Genomic DNA, 23,971 nt, shown 5'->3' with positions numbered 1-23,971 from the left:
AATGGAGCATGAACAATTTGATGAGGCTTTGATGCAGTGTATCCATACACTTCGTGCGGGAAGTGATATGGATCACGCAATTCAAAATCTGCTGGAAATCATTGCGGAATTTCACGATGCAGATCGTGCGTACATTTTCGAGTTTGCAGAAGATGAAATTCATATGGATAACACCTATGAATATTGTAAGGCTGGAATCACACCAGAGAAAGATATGCTGCAGAACCTTGAGATATCCACGATCGACCGGTGGTTGGTTTTATTTGAGGAGCAGGGAGAGGTGTACTTAAATTCCAGAGATGGAGAACTGGATGAAAACTCTGAGGAGTACCGGCTGCTTAAAATGCAGGGCGTAGAGAGTCTGATGGTGGCACCGCTTTATTCAGAGACGAAGCTGATCGGATTTATCGGTGTGGATAATCCGAACGAAAACACTTATACACTGTCATTGCTCCGGTCTGTTGCTTCGCTGATCGTAAACGATATTCAGAAGCGAATCACACTGGAACAGCGTGTGATCAATGCGCTGGCACGTATATATATTTCCATGTATCTGGTGAATATTCCGGCGGATACACAGAAAGAATTTAACAGTAACAGTGATGTGCGAAAATATGTCAAGCAGACGGAGCATGCTTCAGAACAGATGCGTACCGCGATGGAGCATATGACAGATGCGCAGTATTGGGGTGGCGCACTTGCATTTTCCGAGCTTACAACGTTAAATGAGCGGATGAAGCACTGTGACTATATCAGCCATGAGTTTTACAGCTCCACAGACAAGTGGTGCCGTGCGAATTTTATCGTCGTTGACCGACTGGAAAATGGTGATCTGAATAATGTAATTTATGGTGTGCAGTTGATTGATGATGAGAAAAAGAAGGAGCTCGAATATCAGGCAGCCCTCGAACATGCATTGGCAAATCAGAATGAGATTTATGGAGAACTGCTTCAGATGCAAAGTGGCGGTGTGATTGCCGTCGAAATCAAGACGAACCGGATTCTTGTGATTAACCGTGCGTTGTTGGATATGCTTGGAATTGATGAGACAAAGAAAAACCAGCTTACACATGAGGATTTTCTGTCCCATTTTGTGGATAAAAAGGCGATGGAAAAGTATCTGGCAGTACGCGATACACTTGTGGAGCCGTATGTGCGGGAATATGAAGTCATGCGCGGCGATGAGCATGTGTTTGTGCTCTGTCATACAAAGCTGATTACGCTGGCAAATGGAGATCGTGTCAGTCTGACAAGCGTCATGAATATTACAGAGAATAAAAAGTTTGAACAACGTCTGCTTGTACAGTCCCGGATGGATGCTTTGACAAAGATCTGTAATCGCGGATATGGAGAAGCACAGATTGAAAAGTTGTTAAAGGCGAAGAAAAATGGTATGTTCCTGTTGTTTGATGTCGATAAGTTTAAGCATATCAATGATACATATGGACATAGTATTGGTGATGAGGTTTTGATACAGGTTGCAGATGCATTAAAGCGGACCTTCGAACAGGCGGGTGTCTGTATGCGGCTTGGTGGAGACGAGTTTGCGGTATATGCACCGGAGATAACGGAACAAATGCAGGCGGAAACGATGATACAGGCATTTTTTGAACGGATTCGGAATATTGCAATCCCTCAGATGGAAGGGGATGCTATCTCTGTCAGTCTGGGTGCAGTACTTTGTGCGCCAGATAGGGAGCATGTATTTGAAAAGGTATACCAGCGGGCAGATGCTACGATGTATACCTGCAAGAAAGTAATAGGAAACAGTTATGATTTTTATACAGGGAGGAACCCCGCATGAATATAGAATTATCTGGGAAAAATAAAACAGTTGCTGATGGAATCACCGTTGCAGAACTGATTGCGCAGGAGCAGTTAGAGACGCCAGAGCATGTGAAGGTGGCAGTGAATGATGATTTTGTGGAACGCGAACAATTCGCAGATACCAGATTGCACGACGGCGATGTGGTAGAATTTCTGACGTTTATGGGTGGCGGATGCAGATAACTGAAAAAGTACGGACATAAAAGGGGTAACAGTTTTGATTCGAAGCGTGTTACCTGGATTTTAGCTCGGAGGATAAGGACATGTACGATATTTCACCAGAAGAATTAAAGGATTATAAGGCATATACGATTGTGGATATCCGGGACAGTATGTCGTATGCATATGGACATCTGCCGGATGCGATTTCCGTACCACAGGCAGAGCTTTCCACGTATATTGATGAGTGGAAAGATGCAGGCAAGATACTGATCTACTGCAAACGTGGAGAGGCAAGTCTGGATGCGGTGCTGATGTTACGGGAACAGGGTGTGGAAGCCTATAACTTAGACGGCGGCTATATGGCGTGGCTGATGCTTGCCATGCAGGAACCGGCGGAACAGACAGATGTGGATTTTGCAAAGGATGTAGAGAACAGCATACGGAAGCGGTTCCGAAAGAAAATCTGGTGCAGGTTCACGAAAGCAATCAATGAATATGAACTTGTGAAACCGGGAGATAATATCGCAGTCTGTATCTCTGGTGGCAAGGATTCAATGTTGATGGCGAAGCTGTTCCAGGAGCTGAAAAGGCATAATAAGTTTCCTTTTGGTGTGCAGTTTCTGGTGATGGATCCGGGCTACAGTCCGGAGAACCGTCAGGTGATCGAGACGAACGCGAAGAACTTAAATATTCCGATCACGATATTTGAGTCGGATATATTTGAATCAGTCTTTCATGTCGAGAAATCGCCGTGTTATCTGTGCGCGCGTATGCGGCGCGGACATCTGTACAGTCAGGCGAAGGCACTTGGCTGTAACAAGATTGCCTTAGGACATCATTATGATGACGTGATTGAGACAATCCTTATGGGAATGTTATATGGGGCGCAGGTGCAGACGATGATGCCGAAACTCCATAGCACGAATTTCGAGGGCATGGAACTGATTCGTCCGCTGTATCTCGTGCGTGAGGACGATATCAAAGCTTGGCGCGATGCGAACCATCTGCATTTTATCCAGTGTGCGTGCAAATTTACAGATACCTGTTCTTCATGTGATAAGGATGGACAGAGTAATTCCAAACGTCTGGAAGTGAAGAAACTGATCCATGAGCTTGCGAAGACGAATCCATTTGTGGAAGGAAACATCTTCAAGAGTGTGGAGAATGTGAATCTGAGTACGGTGATCGCATACAAGCAGAATGGTGTGAAGCATCATTTCTTAGATGACTATGATAAAGAGTGAAAATACAAGAGAAAAAGGAGACGAGAAAAATGGCAACAATGATGGAACTGGCAGAGGAAATCATAAAGGGAAGAAGAATCACAAAGGACGATGATCTGTCTATATTTCTGACATGTGATCTGGATGAGCTGCGGGCAGGTGCAGATAAGATCCGTGAATATTTCATTGGTGATGATGTAGATCTGTGCTCGATCATCAATGGTCGAAGCGGCAGATGCCCGGAGGACTGTAAGTTCTGTGCACAGTCTGCGCACAATCATACAAACTGCGAGGTGTATGATTTCTTGGACGAGGAGAAGATCATGGAGGCATGCCGTTTCAATGAAGAGCATGGGGTACACCGGTTCTCAATCGTAACAAGTGGCCGTGCGCTGACCGGAGAAGAGTTCGAGAAAGCCATCCATGCATTTGAGCGGATGCATAATGAATGTAAAATCGATCTCTGCGCGTCTATGGGATTTCTGACACCAGAGCAGTTGCACCGTCTGCATGAGGCAGGTGTGACAAGTTACCATCATAATATCGAGACTTCGAGAAGAAACTTCCCGAATATCTGTACCACACATACTTACAATCAGAAGATCGAGACTTTGAAGGCGGTTAAGGCAGAGGGCATGTGTCCTTGCTCTGGTGGTATCATCGGTATGGGTGAGACATGGGAGGATCGTCTGAGCATGGCAGTTGATCTGGCAGAAGCGGGCGTGGAGTCAATCCCAATCAATGCGCTGATGCCGATCAAGGGAACACCGCTCGAAGATCGTGAGTCTTTGACCGAGGATGATATCCTGCGTACGATCGCATTCTTCCGTTATATCAACCCGGAGGCAAATATCCGTCTGGCAGCCGGACGCGCCCTTCTGACAAACGATGGTGAGATCGCGTTCCAGTCCGGTGCATCTGCAACGATCACAGGTGATATGCTGACGACCGTTGCCTGCGCAACAATTGCAAGCGACAAGGAAATGCTGGCAAAGCTTGGAAGAAATGCAACACCAGCGTATGTAAATGAGAAATAGTTGAGAAGTAATTGAGAAAACATATCAAATAAACCTGTTGACAAATACCCCCTACCGGTATACATTATATACCCGTAGGGGGTATTTGTCTTATGGAAGAAAATAAAGAAGAGAAGAATTGTCCTTGTTGTTCGGGGAAACATAAAGAACGACAGGAAAAAGAAAAAAAGGATTTGATGAACCGGCTGAAGCGTATCGAAGGACAGGTGCGAGGCATCGAGAATATGCTGGAGAAGGATGCATATTGTACGGATGTATTGATACAGGTTTCTGCGGTCACATCCGCACTCAACAGCTTCAATAAGGTACTGCTCGCCAACCACGTAAAAACCTGTGTGGCTGACAACATCCGCCAAGGAAACGACGAAGTGATTGACGAGTTAGTAACACTTTTACAAAAGTTAATGAAGTGAAGATGGAAATATATGTTAGGTAATTCCATACAACTCATTGGAAAGGAGAAAAATTATTACATGGAACAATATAAAGTGAAGGGTATGAGCTGCGCCGCCTGCAGTGCCCGTGTCGAGAAAGCGGTCTCCGCGGTGGATGGCGTGACAGATTGTACTGTGAGCCTGCTCACCAATTCGATGAGTGTGGAAGGAACGGCAGATGCAGCGACGATTATCCGTGCGGTCGAGAAAGCCGGCTATAAAGCCTCGAAGATGAAGGCTGGAAAGCAGTCTGGCGGTGCGACGGATGAGGATGACGCACTCAAAGACACCGAGACACCGTTGATGCGGAAACGTCTGATCGCATCGGTAGTTCTGCTGATCCCGCTCATGTATGTGTCAATGGGACATATGATGTGGAACTGGCCGTTGCCACCGTTTTTCGAGGGCAATCACGTAGCGATGGGACTTGTACAGCTTCTGTTCACGGTTGCGATCATGGTCGTAAACCAGAAGTTCTTCGTAAATGGTTTCAAAGGACTCATACACCGGGCGCCAAATATGGATACGCTCGTGGCACTTGGCTCTGCGGCGTCGTTTATCTACAGTGTGTATGCGCTGTTTGCAATGACCGATGCAGTTGTCAAGGGACAAGAGACACAAGTCATGCATTACATGCATGAGTTTTACTTTGAATCTGCGGCGATGATCCTGACACTGATTACAGTCGGTAAGATGCTAGAGGCAAAATCGAAGGGCAGGACGACCGACGCGCTAAAGGGCTTGATGAAGCTGGCACCGAAGACCGCAGTCTTAGTCAAGGATGGTGTGGAGCAGACAGTGCCAATCGAGCAGCTCCATATCGGCGATTTGTTTGCAGTCCGTCCGGGTGAGAATATTCCGGTGGATGGATTTGTTAAGGAAGGAAACAGTGCAGTCAATGAATCCGCACTGACCGGAGAGAGTATCCCGGTTGACAAGAATCCGGGCGATCCAGTATCTGCTGCGACACTCAATCAGTCCGGATATCTGCTCTGTGAGGCAACCCGTGTCGGCGAGGATACGACGTTGTCACAGATCATTCATATGGTAAGTGATGCAGCGGCAACGAAAGCGCCGATTGCGAAGGTCGCAGATAAAGTATCCGGCGTATTTGTACCAATCGTTATCAGCATTGCAATCGTGACATTTGTGATCTGGATGCTCGTAGGAAGACCGGTAGGATATTCGCTTGCAAGAGCGATTTCCGTTCTGGTTATCAGCTGTCCGTGTGCACTTGGACTTGCAACTCCGGTTGCCATCATGGTTGGAAATGGTGTGGGTGCAAAGCATGGAATCCTGTTTAAGACGGCCGTTTCGCTGGAGGAGACAGGCAAGGTACAGATCGTTGCACTCGATAAGACCGGTACGATCACGAAGGGTGAACCGCGTGTAACGGATATCTTTCCGGTAGGCTGTGAGGAAGCGTATCTGATGCATGCCGCATATGCGCTGGAACAAAAAAGTGAGCATCCGCTTGCGAAGGCAATTATCGCATGGGGCGATGCGAACAACCAGACGGAGGCAGGTGTCAGGGAGTTTCAGGCAGTTTCCGGAAATGGTCTGATGGGCGTCCGCGATGGAAAGCATCTGCAGGGTGGAAACTGGAACTATATTTCCGGGCAGATCAGGATAGCAAAAGAGGAAGAAACTGAACTTCGGAAGCAGGCAGAGGTCTATGCATCCGAAGGAAAGACACCATTATTCTTCGCGGAGGATGGCAAGATTCTTGGAATGGTGGCAGTTGCCGATGTGATGAAGGAGGACAGTCCGGAAGCAATCGCAGAGCTCAAAAATATGGGTATCCATGTTGTGATGTTGACCGGTGATAACGAGCAGACGGCTCAGGCAATCGGCAAGCAGGCAGGTGTCGATGAAGTGATCGCAGGTGTGCTTCCGGATGGTAAGGAGGCTGTGATCGCCAATTTGCAGAAGAAAGGAAAGGTTGCGATGGTCGGCGATGGCGTGAACGATGCCCCGGCACTCACACGTGCAGATATGGGTATCGCAATCGGAGCAGGAACCGATATTGCTATTGACGCGGCGGATGTCGTGCTGATGAAGAGCCGGTTATCGGACGTGCCTGCAGCAATCCGGCTTAGCCGGGCAACCTTGCGGAATATCCACGAGAACCTCTTCTGGGCATTTATTTACAATATTATAGGAATCCCGCTTGCGGCAGGTGCGTGGGTTCATTTATTTGGCTGGACATTGAATCCGATGTTCGGTGCAGCAGCGATGAGTCTGTCAAGCTTTTGTGTTGTGACCAATGCACTTCGTCTGAATCTGTTCAAATTCGGCAAGAAGCAGCGAGAGACAGCATAGGAGAGGTTGACATTCTATATAAATTCATGTAGTTTAAGGAGGAAAACAAAATGGAACAGATTATTGCAAAAATCGATGGTATGATGTGTGGTATGTGCGAGTCGCATATGAACGACATGGTAAGAAATAATTTCAAAGTGAAGAAAGTCACTTCTTCCCATGCGAAGAAGGAGACAGTGATCGTAGCGGAAGAAGGCTTCGATGATGCAAAATTTACAGAAGAAGTTGAGAAGCTTGGCTACAAGGTGCTGGGCATCGAACATCAGCCTTATGAGAAGAAAGGGTTATTTCACAGAAAATAGCAACTAGCAGATGAACGTGGGAAAGAAACTAAGAAAGTTCATATTTTTAAATGTATTTGCGATGATGGGCATGTCGTGCTACATCCTCGCAGATACATTTTTTATCTCCGTGGCAAATGGAACCCTTGGTATTGCGGCATTGAATCTGACACTGCCGGTTTATGGGTTGTTATTTGCCATTGGTTCGTTAATCGGGATTGGTTCCGCAACGCGGTATTCGCTTTGTAAGATGACCGATAATGAGACATCGAAGCTGTATTTCTCGAATGCCTTGATGTTTGCGGTTCTGATCGGAATCGGATTTACACTGCTTGGAAACTTCTTCCCGGCAGAGATTTTGAAGCTGATGGGAGCGGATGTGGATATCCTGTCGATCGGAACGGAATATCTGCAGATTGCGATGCTTTTTTCCCCATTTTTTATTGCAAACTATACCTTTACTGCGTTTGTAAGAAATGATAATGCACCGAATATCGCGATGGCGGCAACGTTACTCAGCAGTTTGTTCAATATTGTATTTGATTATGTATTTATGTTCCCGATGCATATGGGAATGCGTGGCGCGGCACTTGCAACTGGCGTGTCACCAATTATCAGCATCGGTATCTGCATGATCCATTATCTATCGAAGAAAAATACGATCGTATTCAAATGGCATCTGCCGAGCTTCAAACTGCTTGCTTCCGCAGCAGGTCTTGGCGTAGTGGCATTTGTCGGTGAAATCGCAAACAGTATCACAACGCTTGTGTTTAATTTTATTCTGCTTGCGTTATCCGGAAATAATGCAGTTGCCGCATATGGTGTGATCGCGAACATTGCACTCGTCGGAACGGCAATCTTTAATGGTGTATCGCAGGGCTTACAGCCACTTGCGAGTACCTCGTACGGACATGGCGACAAAGAGGATGTCAAGAAGATCTTACGTCAGTCGCTGGTGATCGCAGTTATCCTGTCAATCGTGCTTGTGTCTGCGGTATGGGTGTTCGCACAGGGACTGGTTGGTATCTTCAACAGTGCCCAGTCGGCGGAGCTAGCGAAGTTTGCCGTGCCGGGACTCCGGATTTATTTCTTAGGGTTCTTAGTGGCGGCGGTCAATATTGTACTGGCGGGATTTTTCAGTGCGACCGGACAGGCACTTGCATCTTCCCTGATCGCGGTATCGCGTGGAATCATTGTGATCAGCCTGATGGCATTCATGCTGTCGAAGCTTTTTGGTGTAACTGGTGTCTGGATGGCATTTCCGGTTACAGAGGTCGTGACATTTGGTATTGCGATGGGAATTCAGGGTGTGAGTAAAAGAAAAGAATAGGAGTGGCATATGACATTACAACAGCTACGGTATGCAGTGACAATTGCAGATATGAAGTCGATGAACAAGGCGGCGAGCGAGCTTTTTGTATCTCAGCCGGCATTATCGAATACAATTCATGATTTAGAGGAAGAATTACAGATAGAGATCTTTCTGCGGACGAACCGCGGTATCGTTGTGACAACCGAGGGCGAAGAGTTCTTAAGCTATGCCAGACAGATGGTGGAGCTGCAGCAGATGATGGAAGAAAAATATATGGGTGCTGCAGAACACAAGCGGAAGTTCAGCGTATCCATGCAGCATTATTCCTTCGCAGTGGAGGCGTTCATCAAGCTGGCGCGGAATTTCTCACTGGACGAGTATGAGCTTGCTGTCCATGAGACGAAGACCGGTGAGGTTATCGAGAATGTCAAGAATTTCCGGAGTGAGCTTGGCATCCTGTATCTGAACAGCTTCAACCAGAAAGCCATGCAGAAGGTATTTGATGCAAATGAACTGGAGTTTAAACCGTTGTTTGACTGTGCGGTTTATGTGTATCTCGCAAGTGGACATCCACTTGCGGGGAAGGAGTCCATTTCCTTCTCGGATTTAGAACCGTATCCGTGCCTGTCATTTGAGCAGGGCAATAAGAATTCCTTTTATTTTGCGGAGGAGGTATTAAGTAACCTCGAATATAAGCAGACGATCAAGGCGGACGACCGTGCGACGATGTTAAATCTGATGACAGGGTTAAACGGCTACACCTTATGTTCCGGTATTATCTGTGAGGAGTTAAACGGCGATGGGTATACGGCAGTACCGTTTGCAGCCGAGGAGACGATGACGATTGGGTATTTGAAACGGAAGGGAATCCCGCTCAGCCATCTTGGAAGCCGCTATATTGAGATCTTGAAGCAGTATGAAAAGCACTGCAAATGAAATTTATTCTCATTATAAATGAGGGTGGTTTCGTTGACTTTTGAAACATGTCTGATTATAATTTTTCATGGACAAAAGTAAAGAATTAAGGAGGCATTCATAGCAATGAGTGAGTTAATTTATTTAGATAATGCGGCGACAACGAAAGTTGCACCGGAAGTATATGAAGCAATGAATCCGTATTTCGAAGAGTACTATGGAAATGCGGCAAGTGTATACCGCTTTGCCGGCGAGAGCAAGAAAGCGGTGGAAGATGCCAGAAAGGAAGTTGCGGATTTTCTTGGCGCAAAGCCAAATGAGATTTATTTCACGGGTGGCGGAAGCGAGTCAGATAACTGGGCTTTGAAAGGAATCGCATTTTCCCAGAGAAAGAAAGGAAAACATATCATCACGTCTGCCATCGAACATCATGCAATCCTGCATACATGCGAGTATCTAGAGAAGCTTGGTTATGAGATTACGTATGTCGGCGTGGATGAAAATGGTATCATCAAATTAGATGAGCTTGAAAAATCAATCCGCGAGGATACAATTCTGATTTCGGTGATGTTTGCAAATAACGAGATCGGAAGCATCCAGCCAATCAAGGAGATTGGCGAGATCGCGAAGAAGCATAAGGTTCTCTTCCATACAGATGCGGTACAGGCATATGGACATGTGCCAATCAATGTGGATGAATGCCATATTGATATGCTTTCTGCCAGCGGTCATAAGATCAACGGACCAAAAGGAATCGGTATCATGTACCTTAGAAATGGTGTGCAGATTGAGTCCTTTGTCCATGGTGGTGCACAGGAGCGTGGAAAGCGTGCCGGTACACACAATACACCGGGTATCGTAGGCTTTGGCCGTGCGACAACACTTGCAAAAGAGAAGATGGAAGAGCGTACAAAGAAGGAAGTCGAGTTGCGTGATTACCTGATCAAGCGTGTCTTAGATGAGGTTCCATATACGAAGTTAAACGGCGACAAGGTAAAACGTCTGCCGAACAACGTGAACTTCAGTTTCCGGTTCATCGAGGGCGAGTCCCTTCTGATTATGCTTGACCAGAAGGGCATCTGTGCATCCAGTGGTTCTGCATGTACATCCGGATCACTCGATCCATCGCATGTATTGCTTGCCATCGGTCTGCCACATGAGATTGCACACGGGTCACTTCGCCTGACATTATCCGATGAGACAACAAAGGAAGAAATCGATTATACAGTGGAGGCAATCAAGACAGTTGTAGAGCGTCTGCGCAGTATGTCACCGCTTTACGAGGACTTCGTAAAGAAGAACAAGCAGTAAGTTCATACACGGGATACTGATTATATTTAGGAGGTAATGACGATGAGTCAGATTATAGATTACAGTGAAGAAGTTATGGAACACTTCACCAACCCAAGAAACGTAGGAGAAATCGAGAACGCCAGTGGTGTCGGTACAGTCGGAAATGCGAAATGTGGCGATATTATGCGTATTTATCTTGATGTCGATGACAACCAGATCATCCGTGACTGCAAGTTCAAGACATTTGGCTGCGGTGCCGCTGTTGCAACAAGCAGTATGGCAACGGAGATGATCAAGGGCAAGTCCATCCAGGAAGCATTGAAGCTTACGAATAAGGCAGTTATGGAAGCACTTGGCGGATTGCCACCGGTCAAGGTACACTGTTCCCTGCTTGCAGAGGAGGCAGTTCATGCAGCACTCTGGGATTATGCACAGAAGCACAACATCACGATCGAAGGCTTAAAGCCACCGGTGAATGATATCGATGAGACCGAAGCTTTCTACGAGATGCCGGGTGCAAATGATTAGAAATTTAATTCTATGAGAAGGCTTGCCACAGACGATTATGTATTGATTTACCGGGGATAGATATATGGGAGGAAATCTGTGATTTATACGAGTATGACAATCAAAGCAATGAAGTTTGCTTACAAAGCACACGAAGGTCAGGTGGACAGAAGTGGTGTGCCGTATATCTTTCATCCGATTCATCTGGCAGAACAGATGGATGAGGAGATAAGCTGTACGGTGGCACTTCTTCATGATGTTGTGGAAGATACGGAAGTCACACTTGCGGAGTTAGAACAGGCGTTTCCTCCGGCAGTAACGGAAGCTGTATGTCTCCTGACACATGACAAATCCGTTGATTATTATGATTATGTCCGGAATCTGAAACCGAATGTGATAGCAAAGAAAGTAAAACTCGCAGATCTCGCGCATAATTCCGATGAGATCCGCTCGAAGGCGGCCGGCTGCTCCGAAAAGCAGATTCTGCATTGGAGAGAGAAGTACAGCCGGGCAAAAGAAATTTTGTTATCTGAGTAAAACTATCAGCAGTTCTCTTTGACGCGGGCGCAGGATTCCCGGATGACAAGCGGACATGGAATTTTAGCTTTTAAAGGTGTCTTGATGCTTAAGTTCGATGCAACATAGACAAGATTCGCACCATGCTGTCCCATATCATAGGATGGGGCATGAATGGTCGTAAGCGGAGGGGTTATGAACGTACTGGACTCTTCGTCGTTGAATCCAACGATGGAGATATCCCGTGGGATTTTATAACCTCTTTCTTTGATTGCTTTCATAGCACCTAATGCAATTGCGTCATTTGCGGCAAATACAGCTGTTGGCAGGTTGCTGCTGTCAAGCAGATCCATCATCATATCATAGCCGGATTTGGCAGTGAAGCTGCCTTCCCGCACATATGTATCGGCATCCATTTCCCGGTGCTCCATGTATTTCTTATAAGCGACAGTTCTTGCGTCAACAAGACGTTCCCCATCTCCGACATATTCACACCCGACAAGCAGGGCAATCTTCGTATGACCAAGTCCGGTCAGATAGTCCATGACGTCATAGACGGCACGCTCAAAATCAAGCGTTAAGGATGTAATGTTATATTCATCGACAACCATATCCAGGAATACAATATTACTGCAGATGCCAAGAAATGTATCAATTTCTTTTTTGGAGAACTTGCCAAGACAGATTAATCCATTCACGGAGGCAAGCTGCTTAAGACCATCCGGTTCATTTGGAAAAATACGTACGACGCGGATGGCATTTTTCATACAAAAATCTTCCACACCCTGTCTGACTCGGAGATAGTAGCTGTCCTTTAATTCCTGCTCCGCCGTATACCAGAGTACGATTCCCATTGTAAATGTATTTTTTGCCATCGCTTTTGTGCGGGAGGATTTGGTATAGTTTAATTTTCTGGCAATCGCAAGCACATGTTCCCGCGTTTCCGGAGCGACACTTAAGGTAGCATCATTATTTAAAATTCTGGATACGGCACCTGCCGATACGCCAGCTTCTTTTGCAATATCACGAATGGTAGCCATAGAAAACTCCTTTCAATATGTTTACTAAACAAAATATACCACATATAATATGAAAAAGTCTATATTAATTTGAAAAATATTATAGTAAACTTTAGTAAAAAGGTTGACACGTTTACTAAACACATGATATATTGGGTGTAACAAGGAGGAACCGGTATGATTGTATTCGGAACCGGTTCTGGCGACTTACTGCAACGAGATAGTTATACATGTGATTAAAGGAGGAACGATATGATACAGACAACAGAATTAAAGAAGAATCTACAGGCAGGTGCATATGATGATGTATTGCTTGATATCTATGTGGATGCAGATGTGCTTCCATATCAGAAGGATCGTTATGTGGCAGCGATTGAAACGTATGAGAAGTTATATGGAGCAGATGCAGTGGAAATCTATAGTGCACCGGGCAGAAGTGAGATTGGCGGAAACCATACTGATCATCAGCATGGTGAGGTACTAGCAACATCCATCAACTTAGATGCAATCGCAATCGTGAAGAAGCTTCCGGACATGCAGATTCGTCTTGTATCGGATGGCTATGATGAGATCGTAATTGACGGAAATGATCTTTCTCTTAAGGAAGAGGAGAAGGAAACGACAACCGCTCTGATTAAGGGTGTGCTTGCGGGAGCGAAGGAACGAGGCTACGCAGTTGGCGGATTCCAGGCATATATCACAAGTGATGTCTTAATCGGTGCAGGACTTTCCTCTTCAGCGGCCTTCGAGACAGTGATTGGAACAATTGTTTCTTATCTATATAATGATGGCACGATTGATGCAGTCACAATCGCAATTATCGGACAGTATGCAGAGAATGTGTATTTCGGAAAGCCTTGCGGATTGATGGATCAGATAGCATGTTCGGTAGGAAATCTTGTACACATTGATTTTGCAGATGTGAAGAATCCAAAGGTGGAGAAAGTAGCGTTTGACATGAATGCATACGGATACAGCCTTTGTATCACAGATACGAAGGGCTCCCATGCAGATCTGACCGCCGATTATGCAGCCATTCCGACAGAGATGAAAGCCGTTGCATCATATTTTGGCAAGGAAGTCCTCCTTGGACTTACGATTGAGGATATCTTAAGCCACGCACAGGAGCTGCGCGAGAAGCTTGGTGATCGCGCCGTATTGCGAGCCCTGCATTTCTTATGTGAGGATGTGCGTGTAGAAGAGGAAATAGATGCGTTAAAGGCAGGCGATATCGATGCATTCCTGCAGAAGGTAAAGGAATCCGGCGATTCTTCGTTCAAATATCTGCAGAATGTCTACACAAGCCATGATGTGATGCATCAGAACGTGTCACTGGCGCTGGCGGTCAGCGAGATCGCGCTTGCAGGTGGAGCTGGCGTTGCCCGTGTGCATGGCGGTGGATTCGCAGGTACGATTCAGGCATTTGTGAAAAACGAGGCTGTATCCGGATATCGTGCAGCGATGGATCGGTTGTTCGGTGCAGATGCGTGCAAGGTGCTTAAGATCCGTAAGTATGGTGGTATGAAGGTGCTGGCGTAATTTTTGCGATGGTAGTGATGTGACAGGAAAGAATGTTGATATAGAAGCATGATGATTTGAAAAGCATGTGACATCACATATATAAAACCGCCGGTTTAGATGAAACGGACGTTTTGCTTGTAAAATAAGATGGAAGATAAAGAATGGAGGAATCACTATGATTACAGATCTGATTCGTGAATTAGTGATATATGGTAAGAACAATGGTCTGATCTGCGAGGCAGATGAGGTGTATGCGACGAACCGTCTGCTGGAGTTGTTTGATGTAATGGAGTATGAGGAGAACCCGGAGATTACAGAGTCAAGAGCTGTCTGTGAGATTTTAGAGGACATGATGACATATGCGCATGAAAATGGCATCATGAAAGAAGATACCATAACAGCAAAGGATTTGTTCGATACGAAGATTATGGGCTGTATTACGCCACCGCCAAGTGTGGTACGGGCAGAATTCGCGAAGCGTTATGCGGAAAGCCCGAAGGAAGCAACCAATTATTATTACCAGTTTAGTCAGGCGACGAACTATATCCGGAAAGACCGTATCGCAAAAGATGAGAAATGGGTGACTGACACTGAATATGGTCCGATCGACATCACGATCAATCTGTCCAAACCGGAGAAGGATCCGCGCGATATCGCGAAGGCCGGACAGGCGAAGAAATCCGGATATCCGGCTTGCCTGCTTTGCAAGGAGAATGAAGGCTACGCAGGACATTTCTCACACCCGGCAAGACAGAATCACCGTGTGATTCCAATCAAGCTGGATGGACAGAACTATTATTTACAGTATTCGCCATATGTATATTACAACGAGCATTGCATCATCTTCAATGAGCAGCATATCCCAATGAAGATTGATTATGCGGTGTTCCGCAAACTTTTGGATTTTGTCAGACAGTACCCACATTATATGGCTGGTTCCAATGCAGACCTTCCAATCGTCGGTGGTTCGATCCTGAGCCATGACCATTTTCAGGGTGGTGGCTATGTGTTCGCAATGGCAAAGGCAGATTATGAGCGTAAGTTTGTGATTCCGGGATTTGAGAGTGTCACAGCCGGTATTGTGAAATGGCCGATGTCAGTCATCCGTCTGCAGGGCGATGATATGGAAGTGATGGCGAAAGCTGCCGACCATATCCTTACAAGCTGGCGGGCATACACGGATGCGGATGCATTTATCTTCAGTGAGACGGACGGTGTCCCACACAATACGATTACACCGATTGCGCGGATGCATGACGATAAGCTCGAATTGGATCTTGTACTCCGTAACAACATTACAACCGAGAAATGTCCGTGGGGCGTTTATCATCCATCGGCAGACCTGCATCATATTAAGAAGGAAAATATTGGTCTGATCGAGGTTATGGGACTTGCCGTACTTCCAGCACGTCTGAAGGGCGAGATGGCAGAATTATCCAAGGCAATATTAGCAGGCGAGGATATCCGCAAGAATGCACTCATTGAGAAGCACGCAGACTGGGTAGATTCATGGATTGGCAATTATGAGATTACCGCGGAGAATATCACAGAGATCCTGCACGACGAGATCAGCAAGGTATTCGTAAAGGTACTTGAATGTGCAGGCGTATATAAGCGGACAGAAGAGGGACAGGCTGCGTTTATGCGGTTTGTGGATTCTTTGTAGGAATAAGGACTGAACATTCTGATAATTATAGTTTTGATTGTGGATATGATTATTAGATGTGATTATATAGGGCTTTTTAGAAATTATGGTGGAGACAGGAATGCGGTTTATGAAGGCATTCCTGTTTTCGCTTTATGAATTCCTGCTGGCAGGCTGAAATTTTAATCAGTAGCAAATTTTCTGTTTGGAGCAAGTACATGAAAAAAGAAGAGAATACTCCAAACGCGGACTCAAACGGACTCAAATTGCATAAAATAAAAAATCCGTAAAGCTAGTATTATCAATGCTTTACGGAGAATAAAAAAGAGCGCGAGACGGGGATCGAACCCGCGACCCCCTCCTTGGCAAGGAGGTGCTCCACCGCTGAGCCACTCGCGCAAATAAAACAAACTATTTAATTTTTGAGAGCGCGAGACGGGAATCGAACCCGCGACCCCCTCCTTGGCAAGGAGGTGCTCCACCGCTGAGCCACTCGCGCATTTTGTCGTTTTGTACTTCGTACCGACGACGTGTTATATATTAGCATAGTAGTTCTATATGTGTCAACAACTTTTTGAAAAAAATTTTAAAATTGTAGCTTGCTTTATACAGGCATTTCTCCTATAATTGAGTATCATTATAAAGATTATTATTGAAGGGGCGGTAAAATGTCTGAGAAGATAATAAAGGATCAGGAAGAAACAAAAGAAGAAACGAAAATCGGGTCTGAAGAAATCGTAAAAAATGGAGAAACGAAAACCGGGTCTGAAGAGATTGTCAAGAATGAAGAAAAAGAAGTACCTGAGAAAGTGGATGCAAATTCATCGTTCTGGTCAAAGGTAAAGCATTTTTTGAAATATTCGATTCAGACATGGATCGCACGGTGTTTTCTGATTGCATTTGGCCTGGAGCTTCTTATGGAGATATTGGGCAGGCGGTCGCTGGTACTTGGTGTGAAGTTTATGGTATCTTCGCCAATTGTGTTCTTATATAATACCTCCATCATATTCTTTACCTTATTGTTTGCGCTGTTCTTAAGAAAGCGGGTATTCGGTATCGTGTTGATCAGTATTGTCTGGCTGATCTGCGGTTTTGCAAACTTTGTGGTACTTGGCTATCGTATCACACCATTTGCGGCGATTGACCTTCTGATGGTGAAGGACGTGATATCCATGCTGGACGTATATTTCTCTAAGGTACAGCAGGTGCTTTTGGTCGTGGCAGCGGTGGCGGTGATCGCCGGAATCGTGATTTTGTTCCGGAAATCTCCGAAGTTTGAGGGGAAAAAGCATGTCATGCGGACGATGGTTGTTTGTATTGTTATGTGGATAGGCATTATGCTCTTTACGAACTTTAATGTGAGCCATAACATCATCTCGGACGATTTTGCAAATCTCGGTATGGCATATCAGGATTATGGATTTGCTTATTGCTTCACGAACAGTATTATTGACAATGGTATTTCAAAGCCGGATGATTACGATGAAACGACGATGCTCCATTTGCGGAATAAGCTGAACAGTGAGGAACTGGAAGCAGATACATCGAAGAAAAAGACACCCAATATTATCTGTGTACAGTTAGAATCGTTCTTTGATCCTAAGGTTGTGAAGGGATTGACGCTTTCGGAAGATCCTGTTCCGAATTTTACAAGATTGAAAGAAAAATTCCCGTCCGGATATCTGACGATGCCTGCACTCGGTGCAGGTACCGCAAATTCGGAATTCGAGGTTTTGACAGGCATCCGATCGGCGTATTTTGGAGCAGGAGAGTATCCATACAAGACGACGGTGAATAAAAAACCGATTGAAGGCATGTGCAGCCTGCTTGAGAAGGAAGGCTATCATACTTTCGCCATGCATAACAACAAGTCCTCGTTCTATGACCGGAAGGATGTCTATAATGAGATGGGGTTTGAGCGCTTTATCTCGCTTGAATATATGTACAATGTAGAGAAGACTTCAACCGGTTGGGCGAAGGACGAAATATTGGTCAACAATATTAAAAACTGTCTGCGGAGTACGGAAGGTCAGGATTTTGTATTTACAATCAGTGTACAGGGACATGGAAAGTATCCGGAAGAGTTAGGCGCCTGTGATGAGAAAATCAAGGTCAGTTATCCGCAGGATCCGGTAAAGGAAAACCAGCTCACATACTATGTAAATCAGATTCATGAGATGGATCAGATGATCCATGACCTGATCAATGCTCTTGATAGTATAGGAGAAGATTATATTCTGCTTTTATATGGAGATCATCTGCCAACGATCACATTTGATGATGATCAGTTACCGCACAGCCAGTTTCAGACAGAATATATTCTGGTCAATAATATGAATCTGGATATCCCGGATGAAGATATCCGGGCGAGCGAGGTATCGACAAAAATATTTAAAGCATTGAATCTGAATATGGGATATGTGCAGCGGGCACACTGCTTGTATCAGGATAACGAAGAAGAACTTGACCATGCGGTGACATTGCTGGCATATGATATGCTGTTTGGAGATGATTATGTTTATGATGGTCAGTCGCCGGTTCCGGAAGTTGGGGAAAAACCGATGATTATGGGATTGGAGGAGATTGGAATCAGCCGGGTTTCCAACGAAGGCGATCATGCCGTGGTACGGGGAAGAAACTTCAATGAATATTCCAAGGTGTATGATGGCGAGGATCAATTAGAAACGCTCTATGTTGATCGAAATACATTGATGGTACAGGATCAGACATTAAGTGATGGAGCCTTAATCACAGTCAAACAGGTGGATGACTCGGGACATGTTTTAAGCTCATCTTCGTACTATACATTTCATTGAGGTACAGATACACGGATTTAATGACAAAATTAACAACAATTTGGATTTAGTGTTTGAATACTCGATAGAGGTATGTTATAATTATCGTTAACCTATTTCAAAATAATACTAAGGAGAGGGCACATGGTACCTGCAATGGATGTAAAGCACATTAACCCTTTTTTGCAGTCGAGTATTTCTATTGTAGAAAGTGTTACTCAGGTGAAGTTGACAGTTGGCAAGCCTGAGATGACAGATTTTCATTTACATGACAAATATTATGCAATTCAGGTCGGCGTAGTGGGAGAAATGAAAGGTCAGGTAATTCTGGCAATCCGGGAGAACAATGCAAAGGATATTGCATCCCGTATGATGTTCGGAATGCCGGTCAATGAGTTGGATGAGATGGCATCCTCCGCATTAAATGAACTGGGGAATATGATTATGGGGAACACGGCAACGATTTTTTCCACACTTGGAATTATCATCGATATTACGCCGCCACTTGCTGTATATGGCGATGACTTACAGTTGAAGTCGGATATAGATGGAATTAAAGTACCTTTGATGTATGGCGGGGAAGAATACATCGGACTTTACATCTGCGTTTACGAGGATAAGTAATACCTGAACCTTCATCGGTTCGAATTACCTAATATAATCAGACTAAAGAAAGGAAAGGAAAAAGACAAATGGGTAAGATTATTGGTAAGGGAATCACATTTGATGATGTTTTATTAGTACCACAGTTTTCAAGTGTTATTCCAAATGACGTTGTTCTATCAACACAGCTCACAAAGAAAATCAGGTTGAATATTCCTCTTATGAGTGCCGGTATGGACACTGTCACAGAGCACAGAATGGCAATCGCCATGGCCAGACAGGGTGGAATCGGAGTTATTCATAAAAACATGTCGATTCAGCAGCAGGCAGAGGAAGTTGATAAAGTAAAACGTTCAGAGAACGGAGTTATCTCTGATCCATTTTCTCTTTCACCAGAGCATACACTTGATGATGCAGATAAGCTGATGTCGAAGTTCCGAATTTCCGGTGTGCCGATTACAGAAAACGGCAAATTGGTAGGTATTATCACGAACCGTGACTTGAAGTTCGAGACAGATTACTCAAAGAAGATCAAGGAGTCCATGACATCTGAGAACCTCATTACAGCAAAAGAGGGTATCACACTCGAGGAGGCAAAGGCAATTTTAGGCAGAGCCAGAAAAGAGAAGCTTCCTATCGTTGATGACAACATGATGTTGAAGGGACTTATCACAATCAAGGATATCGAGAAGCAGATTAAGTATCCAAATGCAGCCAAGGATGCACAGGGCAGACTTCTCTGTGCCGCAGCTGTGGGCGTTACACCGGATATCTGCGACAGAGTAGACGAACTTGTTAAGTCTAAGGTGGATGCAATCGTTATCGATACAGCACATGGACATTCTGAGAATGTTCTTAAGACATTTGCCATGATCAAGGAGAAGTATCCGGATCTTGATGTTATCGCTGGTAACGTAGCTACAAAGTCCGGTACACAGGCTATGATTGATGCAGGCGTGGATGCCGTAAAGATCGGTATCGGACCTGGTTCTATCTGTACAACGCGTATCGTAGCCGGTATCGGTGTTCCACAGATTACAGCAATCATGCAGGCATATGAGGCAGCACATGCAGCAGGAATCCCAGTTATCGCAGATGGCGGTATCAAGTATTCCGGCGATATCACAAAGGCACTTGCAGCCGGCGCGAATGTATGTATGATGGGCAGCCTGTTCGCGGGTACGGATGAGAGCCCTGGAGATTTCGAGCTGTATCAGGGAAGAAAATACAAGGTATACCGTGGTATGGGTAGTATCGCAGCGATGGAGAATGGTAGTAAAGACCGTTACTTCCAGGCAAATGCAAAGAAGCTTGTGCCGGAAGGTGTCGAAGGCCGTGTGGCATACAAGGGTACCGTTGAAGATACTGTATTCCAGTTGATCGGTGGACTTCGTGCAGGTATGGGTTACTGTGGTGCGAAGACAATCGAGGAGCTTCATGAGAAGGCAGAGTTCGTTGAGATTTCAGCTGCTTCTCTGAAGGAGAGCCATCCACATGATATCCAGATTACAAAGGAAGCACCAAACTACAGTGTGGAGTAATCGGAAAATCTCTATATAAAAATCAGAGACATTCTGTGAGAGAAATCTTGCAGGATGTCTTTTTTATGCATTTTTTTCCATATATATGATTGTATCAAATTCTATACAATTATCCTCCAAAAATATATTTACAAATGATAATTGAAATGTTATATTGCGAAATGGATGGTATTCGAAAGAAACTATACTGGGAAATGAATATGGTGCACACCCCTTTGGTCAGAAGGAAGAGGTGATGGTATGAAGATTGGATTGATTGGAGCTGGCAGAATGGGCTTTACGCTCGGCAGACATTTATCCGATTTCGCAAAGTCACATGCAGAGATGCTCTGTGTGGAGGGCTTCTATAGTCGGAATCCGGAGAGTGCGAGAGAGGCAGCGAGATTTACTGGTACGAAATACTATGAAGACATGGAGACATTGGTTCAGGCGTGTGATACTATATTTTTAACGGTTCCGGACGGACAAATCGCGAACGTGGCAGAAGAGATTGCAGCTAGTTCGGTGTGTCTGGATGGAAAAACGATGATTCATACAAGTGGGGCTCTTTCCTCACGTATATTTTCTGGTATGGGTAGTCGCGTAAGCGGGTATTCAATACATCCTATTTATGCAGTGAATTCGAAGACGGATTCCTACATACATTTCCAAGACTGTTACATGACGATTGAAGGCGAAGGAACGAAGACGCAGGAACTCATATGTCTGTTTGAGAAAATGGGACATACGATCCGGCAGATTTCCGCAGACCAAAAGGCGAAATATCATGCATCGGCAGTATTTGCAAGTAATCTGGTGATCGGACTATATAAGATGGGGACAACCCTTCTTTCGGAGTGCGGATTTACACCGGAGGAGGCAGAGCACGCACTGATGCCGCTCTTTGCAAATAATGCAGAGAATATGGAACGCTTTGGCTGCGAGAAAGCATTGACGGGACCGGTCAGCCGCGGCGATGTGGCAACGGTGGAGAAACATCTGCAGGCACTTGACGGTGATGCGCGCGAGGTGTACCGGCTGCTTTCGAAGCAATTGTGCAATGCGGACAGTCAGGCAATTCAAACTATATTGGATATGAAGGAGTAAACCATGAAAAAAACAGTAACTACTTTTGCAAAGGCAAAGGCTTCCGGCGAGAAGCTTACGATGTTGACAGCATATGATTATTCGACAGCCAAGCTGATGGACGAGGCAGGTGTGGATTCGATTCTGGTCGGCGATTCTCTCGGAAATGTCGTGCTTGGATATGAGGACACAGTTTCCGTAACAATGGAAGATATGATTCATCATGGCGCCGCAGTTGCACGTGGTGCGAAGGAAGCTTTGGTCGTGATTGATATGCCGTTTATGTCTTATCAGACATCGGTCTATGATGCGGTTGTAAATGCGGGACGTCTGATGAAGGAAGGTCGTGCCAATGCAGTGAAATTAGAGGGTGGTGTGGAAGTAGCACCACAGATTAAAGCAATCACACAGGCAGGTATCCCGGTGTGTGCACATATCGGACTTACCCCACAGTCTATCAATGCATTTGGTGGATTCAAAGTACAGGGAAAGACGGAAGCGGCTGCACAGAAGCTGATTGACGATGCGCTGGTTGTACAGGATGCGGGTGCATTTGCAGTGGTACTCGAATGTGTACCGGAGAAGCTGGCTACGCTTGTGACAGAGAAGTTAGATATTCCGACCATCGGTATCGGTGCCGGAAATGGCTGCGACGGACAGGTGCTTGTATATGCAGATATGCTTGGCATGTTCAGTGATTTCACACCGAAGTTTGTAAAGCGGTTTGCAGAGACCGGCGCGATGATGAAGCAGGGATTCGAGCAGTATATCAAGGAAGTAAAGGAAGGCACATATCCTTCCGCAGAGCATACTTATGCAATCGCAGATGATGTAATCGAGAAATTGTACTAAGGTGCGAAAACATTTACGTGTTCTAAAAGAGTTGTACATAATTTCAAATTCCACGCAGACGCGCTCTCGCTCGGTTCAGCACGCAATGGTACTAAACTCGTGACAACAGGTTGTCACTTGTTAAGTACCAGCGTGCTTCAACGGTCTGCGCTAAAATTTGAATTATGTACAACTCCATATACACCTATTATGTTTTCGTTGCTTTACAATAAAACTTTGAATATTGAAAGGAAGAAATAACATGGAAATCGTAACAACAGTGAAGGAAGTTCGGGATAGAGTCAAAGCATGGAAAAAGGAGGGCAAGCAGGTTGGTCTGGTGCCGACAATGGGATATCTGCATGAGGGACATAAGAGCCTGATCGACAAGGCAGTTGCAGAAAATGATGCGGTTGTAGTCAGCGTATTTGTTAATCCAATGCAGTTTGGACCGACTGAGGATCTGGCAAGCTACCCAAGAGATTTAGAGGCAGATGCAAAGCTGTGCGAGGCAGCCGGCGCAAGTCTGATATTCCATCCGGAACCGGAGGAAATGTATAAGGATGGTTTCTGTTCTTTCGTTGATATGAACGGACTTACCAATGCACTGTGTGGATTGTCCCGCCCGGTTCATTTTCGTGGTGTATGTACGGTAGTGAATAAGCTGTTCAATATCGTACAGCCGGATAAGGCATATTTCGGTGAGAAGGATGCACAGCAGCTCGCTGTAATCAAGCGTATGGTTACCGATCTGAACATGGATATCGAAATCGTTGGATGCCCGATCATCCGAGAAGCAGACGGACTTGCAAAGAGCTCCAGAAATACATACCTTTCCCCGGAGTCCAGAAAGCAGGCAGTGATCCTGTCCAAGGCCATCTTCCTTGGTAAGAAGATGGTAGAAGATGGCGAGCGTGACGCAGCGAAGATCAAGAAGGCTATGACCGACCTGATCAACACAATGCCGCTTGCAACGATCGATTATGTGGAGATCGTAGATGGTATGACCATGCAGAGCATCGACACATTGAAGGGTGACATCCTGTGTGCAATCGCAGTCAATATCGGCGGCGAAGCAAGACTTATTGATAATTTCCACTATACAGTTTAAGAGTTAGATAA

General features: G+C 45.3%; 21 protein-coding genes and 2 tRNA genes. 20 read left to right on the top strand and 3 right to left on the bottom strand.

Annotated elements, in window-relative coordinates; genetic code table 11:
• Position 1 precedes the first annotated feature (1 nt).
• The 12 genes from H9Q76_RS08415 (at position 2) to H9Q76_RS08360 (ending at position 11,850) form a co-directional block, all read left to right on the top strand.
• Complete coding sequence (locus H9Q76_RS08415; RefSeq protein WP_249320933.1) at positions 2-1,804, top strand: sensor domain-containing diguanylate cyclase; 1,803 nt, start codon at positions 2-4, stop codon at positions 1,802-1,804.
• The gene (gene thiS / locus H9Q76_RS08410) at positions 1,801-2,010 is read left to right on the top strand and encodes a sulfur carrier protein ThiS (RefSeq protein ID WP_021985163.1); all 210 of its coding nucleotides are present in this window, start codon (positions 1,801-1,803) and stop codon (positions 2,008-2,010) included. Before H9Q76_RS08415 ends, thiS begins: the two co-directional genes overlap by 4 nt.
• Positions 2,011-2,090: 80 nt before the next feature.
• Complete coding sequence (locus H9Q76_RS08405; RefSeq protein WP_021985162.1) at positions 2,091-3,233, top strand: ATP-binding protein; 1,143 nt, start codon at positions 2,091-2,093, stop codon at positions 3,231-3,233.
• 29 nt (positions 3,234-3,262) lie between these two features.
• Positions 3,263-4,249 carry a biotin synthase BioB gene (gene bioB, locus H9Q76_RS08400; RefSeq protein WP_249320932.1) on the top strand — a complete coding sequence of 329 codons (987 nt, stop codon included), beginning with the start codon at positions 3,263-3,265 and terminating at the stop codon, positions 4,247-4,249.
• Positions 4,250-4,341: 92 nt separating this feature from the next.
• Positions 4,342-4,662 carry a metal-sensing transcriptional repressor gene (locus tag H9Q76_RS08395; RefSeq protein ID WP_021985160.1) on the top strand — a complete coding sequence of 107 codons (321 nt, stop codon included), beginning with the start codon at positions 4,342-4,344 and terminating at the stop codon, positions 4,660-4,662.
• A 60-nt stretch (positions 4,663-4,722) separates the two neighbouring features.
• Positions 4,723-7,005, top strand: coding sequence for a heavy metal translocating P-type ATPase (locus H9Q76_RS08390; RefSeq protein ID WP_249320931.1), 2,283 nt, complete (start codon positions 4,723-4,725; stop codon positions 7,003-7,005).
• A gap of 50 nt (positions 7,006-7,055) precedes the next feature.
• Positions 7,056-7,307: a heavy-metal-associated domain-containing protein gene (locus tag H9Q76_RS08385; RefSeq protein WP_021985158.1), complete on the top strand. Its 252-nt coding sequence runs from the start codon at positions 7,056-7,058 to the stop codon at positions 7,305-7,307.
• Between the two features lie 10 nt (positions 7,308-7,317).
• Entirely contained in the window at positions 7,318-8,616 is a 1,299-nt protein-coding gene (locus H9Q76_RS08380) for an MATE family efflux transporter (protein ID WP_249320930.1), read from the top strand.
• A gap of 9 nt (positions 8,617-8,625) precedes the next feature.
• Complete coding sequence (locus tag H9Q76_RS08375) at positions 8,626-9,534, top strand: LysR family transcriptional regulator (protein WP_117780606.1); 909 nt, start codon at positions 8,626-8,628, stop codon at positions 9,532-9,534.
• A 105-nt stretch (positions 9,535-9,639) separates the two neighbouring features.
• Positions 9,640-10,824 (top strand): cysteine desulfurase NifS, encoded by a 1,185-nt coding sequence (gene nifS / locus H9Q76_RS08370; protein WP_021985155.1) that lies wholly within the window; start codon positions 9,640-9,642, stop codon positions 10,822-10,824.
• Positions 10,825-10,866: 42 nt separating this feature from the next.
• Entirely contained in the window at positions 10,867-11,334 is a 468-nt protein-coding gene (gene nifU / locus H9Q76_RS08365) for a Fe-S cluster assembly scaffold protein NifU (RefSeq protein ID WP_021985154.1), read from the top strand.
• A gap of 78 nt (positions 11,335-11,412) precedes the next feature.
• Positions 11,413-11,850, top strand: a complete 438-nt coding sequence (locus H9Q76_RS08360) for an HD domain-containing protein (protein WP_249320929.1) — start codon at positions 11,413-11,415, stop codon at positions 11,848-11,850.
• Positions 11,851-11,855: 5 nt separating this feature from the next.
• Here H9Q76_RS08360 and H9Q76_RS08355 read toward each other — a convergent pair whose 3' ends face one another.
• Entirely contained in the window at positions 11,856-12,869 is a 1,014-nt protein-coding gene (locus H9Q76_RS08355) for a LacI family DNA-binding transcriptional regulator (RefSeq protein ID WP_118373412.1), read from the bottom strand.
• 231 nt (positions 12,870-13,100) lie between these two features.
• Between H9Q76_RS08355 and H9Q76_RS08350 the strand changes: the two genes are divergently transcribed.
• Together H9Q76_RS08350 and galT are read left to right on the top strand one after the other, a co-directional pair.
• Positions 13,101-14,387: a galactokinase gene (locus tag H9Q76_RS08350; protein ID WP_249320928.1), complete on the top strand. Its 1,287-nt coding sequence runs from the start codon at positions 13,101-13,103 to the stop codon at positions 14,385-14,387.
• A 157-nt stretch (positions 14,388-14,544) separates the two neighbouring features.
• Positions 14,545-16,035 carry a UDP-glucose--hexose-1-phosphate uridylyltransferase gene (galT, locus tag H9Q76_RS08345; RefSeq protein ID WP_118373411.1) on the top strand — a complete coding sequence of 497 codons (1,491 nt, stop codon included), beginning with the start codon at positions 14,545-14,547 and terminating at the stop codon, positions 16,033-16,035.
• 306 nt (positions 16,036-16,341) lie between these two features.
• On the opposite strand, the gene H9Q76_RS08340 is transcribed toward galT, so the two are convergent.
• Both H9Q76_RS08340 and H9Q76_RS08335 read right to left on the bottom strand, forming a co-directional pair.
• Positions 16,342-16,413 (bottom strand) — tRNA-Gly (locus tag H9Q76_RS08340).
• 28 nt (positions 16,414-16,441) lie between these two features.
• Positions 16,442-16,513: transfer RNA gene (locus H9Q76_RS08335), tRNA-Gly, on the bottom strand.
• A gap of 169 nt (positions 16,514-16,682) precedes the next feature.
• Between H9Q76_RS08335 and H9Q76_RS08330 the strand changes: the two genes are divergently transcribed.
• The 6 genes from H9Q76_RS08330 (at position 16,683) to panC (ending at position 23,960) form a co-directional block, all read left to right on the top strand.
• Positions 16,683-18,830 carry an LTA synthase family protein gene (locus H9Q76_RS08330; RefSeq protein WP_249320927.1) on the top strand — a complete coding sequence of 716 codons (2,148 nt, stop codon included), beginning with the start codon at positions 16,683-16,685 and terminating at the stop codon, positions 18,828-18,830.
• Positions 18,831-18,953: 123 nt separating this feature from the next.
• Positions 18,954-19,433 (top strand): chemotaxis protein CheX, encoded by a 480-nt coding sequence (locus H9Q76_RS08325; RefSeq protein WP_177980765.1) that lies wholly within the window; start codon positions 18,954-18,956, stop codon positions 19,431-19,433.
• A 68-nt stretch (positions 19,434-19,501) separates the two neighbouring features.
• On the top strand, positions 19,502-20,953 hold the full coding sequence (gene guaB, locus H9Q76_RS08320) for an IMP dehydrogenase (protein ID WP_177980764.1): 1,452 nt from the start codon (positions 19,502-19,504) through the stop codon (positions 20,951-20,953).
• Between the two features lie 240 nt (positions 20,954-21,193).
• Positions 21,194-22,039 (top strand): Rossmann-like and DUF2520 domain-containing protein, encoded by an 846-nt coding sequence (locus H9Q76_RS08315; RefSeq protein ID WP_118544877.1) that lies wholly within the window; start codon positions 21,194-21,196, stop codon positions 22,037-22,039.
• A gap of 3 nt (positions 22,040-22,042) precedes the next feature.
• Complete coding sequence (gene panB, locus H9Q76_RS08310; protein ID WP_249320926.1) at positions 22,043-22,870, top strand: 3-methyl-2-oxobutanoate hydroxymethyltransferase; 828 nt, start codon at positions 22,043-22,045, stop codon at positions 22,868-22,870.
• Between the two features lie 241 nt (positions 22,871-23,111).
• Positions 23,112-23,960, top strand: coding sequence for a pantoate--beta-alanine ligase (panC, locus tag H9Q76_RS08305; protein ID WP_117781682.1), 849 nt, complete (start codon positions 23,112-23,114; stop codon positions 23,958-23,960).
• The last annotated feature ends 11 nt before the right edge of the window (positions 23,961-23,971 follow it).

Origin of the sequence: Wujia chipingensis, assembly GCF_014337155.1 — a bacterium.
Classification (GTDB): Bacteria; Bacillota; Clostridia; order Lachnospirales; family Lachnospiraceae; genus Coprococcus_C; species Coprococcus_C hominis.
Note: the sequence above shows the minus strand (reverse complement) of the source record. Positions and strands in the feature narration are given on the sequence as shown.

What these genes read in the sequence shown, in the direction of transcription:
- H9Q76_RS08385 (WP_021985158.1), top strand. Translation starts at nt 7,056, where the DNA reads ATGGAACAGATTATTGCAAAAATCGATGGTATGATGTGTGGTATGTGC.
- panC (WP_117781682.1), top strand. Translation starts at nt 23,112, where the DNA reads ATGGAAATCGTAACAACAGTGAAGGAAGTTCGGGATAGAGTCAAAGCA.
- H9Q76_RS08390 (WP_249320931.1), top strand. Translation starts at nt 4,723, where the DNA reads ATGGAACAATATAAAGTGAAGGGTATGAGCTGCGCCGCCTGCAGTGCC.
- H9Q76_RS08315 (WP_118544877.1), top strand. Translation starts at nt 21,194, where the DNA reads ATGAAGATTGGATTGATTGGAGCTGGCAGAATGGGCTTTACGCTCGGC.
- H9Q76_RS08405 (WP_021985162.1), top strand. Translation starts at nt 2,091, where the DNA reads ATGTACGATATTTCACCAGAAGAATTAAAGGATTATAAGGCATATACG.
- panB (WP_249320926.1), top strand. Translation starts at nt 22,043, where the DNA reads ATGAAAAAAACAGTAACTACTTTTGCAAAGGCAAAGGCTTCCGGCGAG.
- H9Q76_RS08415 (WP_249320933.1), top strand. Translation starts at nt 2, where the DNA reads ATGGAGCATGAACAATTTGATGAGGCTTTGATGCAGTGTATCCATACA.
- galT (WP_118373411.1), top strand. Translation starts at nt 14,545, where the DNA reads ATGATTACAGATCTGATTCGTGAATTAGTGATATATGGTAAGAACAAT.
- H9Q76_RS08330 (WP_249320927.1), top strand. Translation starts at nt 16,683, where the DNA reads ATGTCTGAGAAGATAATAAAGGATCAGGAAGAAACAAAAGAAGAAACG.
- bioB (WP_249320932.1), top strand. Translation starts at nt 3,263, where the DNA reads ATGGCAACAATGATGGAACTGGCAGAGGAAATCATAAAGGGAAGAAGA.
- nifS (WP_021985155.1), top strand. Translation starts at nt 9,640, where the DNA reads ATGAGTGAGTTAATTTATTTAGATAATGCGGCGACAACGAAAGTTGCA.
- guaB (WP_177980764.1), top strand. Translation starts at nt 19,502, where the DNA reads ATGGGTAAGATTATTGGTAAGGGAATCACATTTGATGATGTTTTATTA.
- H9Q76_RS08375 (WP_117780606.1), top strand. Translation starts at nt 8,626, where the DNA reads ATGACATTACAACAGCTACGGTATGCAGTGACAATTGCAGATATGAAG.
- H9Q76_RS08395 (WP_021985160.1), top strand. Translation starts at nt 4,342, where the DNA reads ATGGAAGAAAATAAAGAAGAGAAGAATTGTCCTTGTTGTTCGGGGAAA.
- thiS (WP_021985163.1), top strand. Translation starts at nt 1,801, where the DNA reads ATGAATATAGAATTATCTGGGAAAAATAAAACAGTTGCTGATGGAATC.
- nifU (WP_021985154.1), top strand. Translation starts at nt 10,867, where the DNA reads ATGAGTCAGATTATAGATTACAGTGAAGAAGTTATGGAACACTTCACC.
- H9Q76_RS08325 (WP_177980765.1), top strand. Translation starts at nt 18,954, where the DNA reads ATGGTACCTGCAATGGATGTAAAGCACATTAACCCTTTTTTGCAGTCG.
- H9Q76_RS08380 (WP_249320930.1), top strand. Translation starts at nt 7,318, where the DNA reads ATGAACGTGGGAAAGAAACTAAGAAAGTTCATATTTTTAAATGTATTT.
- H9Q76_RS08350 (WP_249320928.1), top strand. Translation starts at nt 13,101, where the DNA reads ATGATACAGACAACAGAATTAAAGAAGAATCTACAGGCAGGTGCATAT.
- H9Q76_RS08355 (WP_118373412.1), bottom strand. Translation starts at nt 12,869, where the DNA reads ATGGCTACCATTCGTGATATTGCAAAAGAAGCTGGCGTATCGGCAGGT.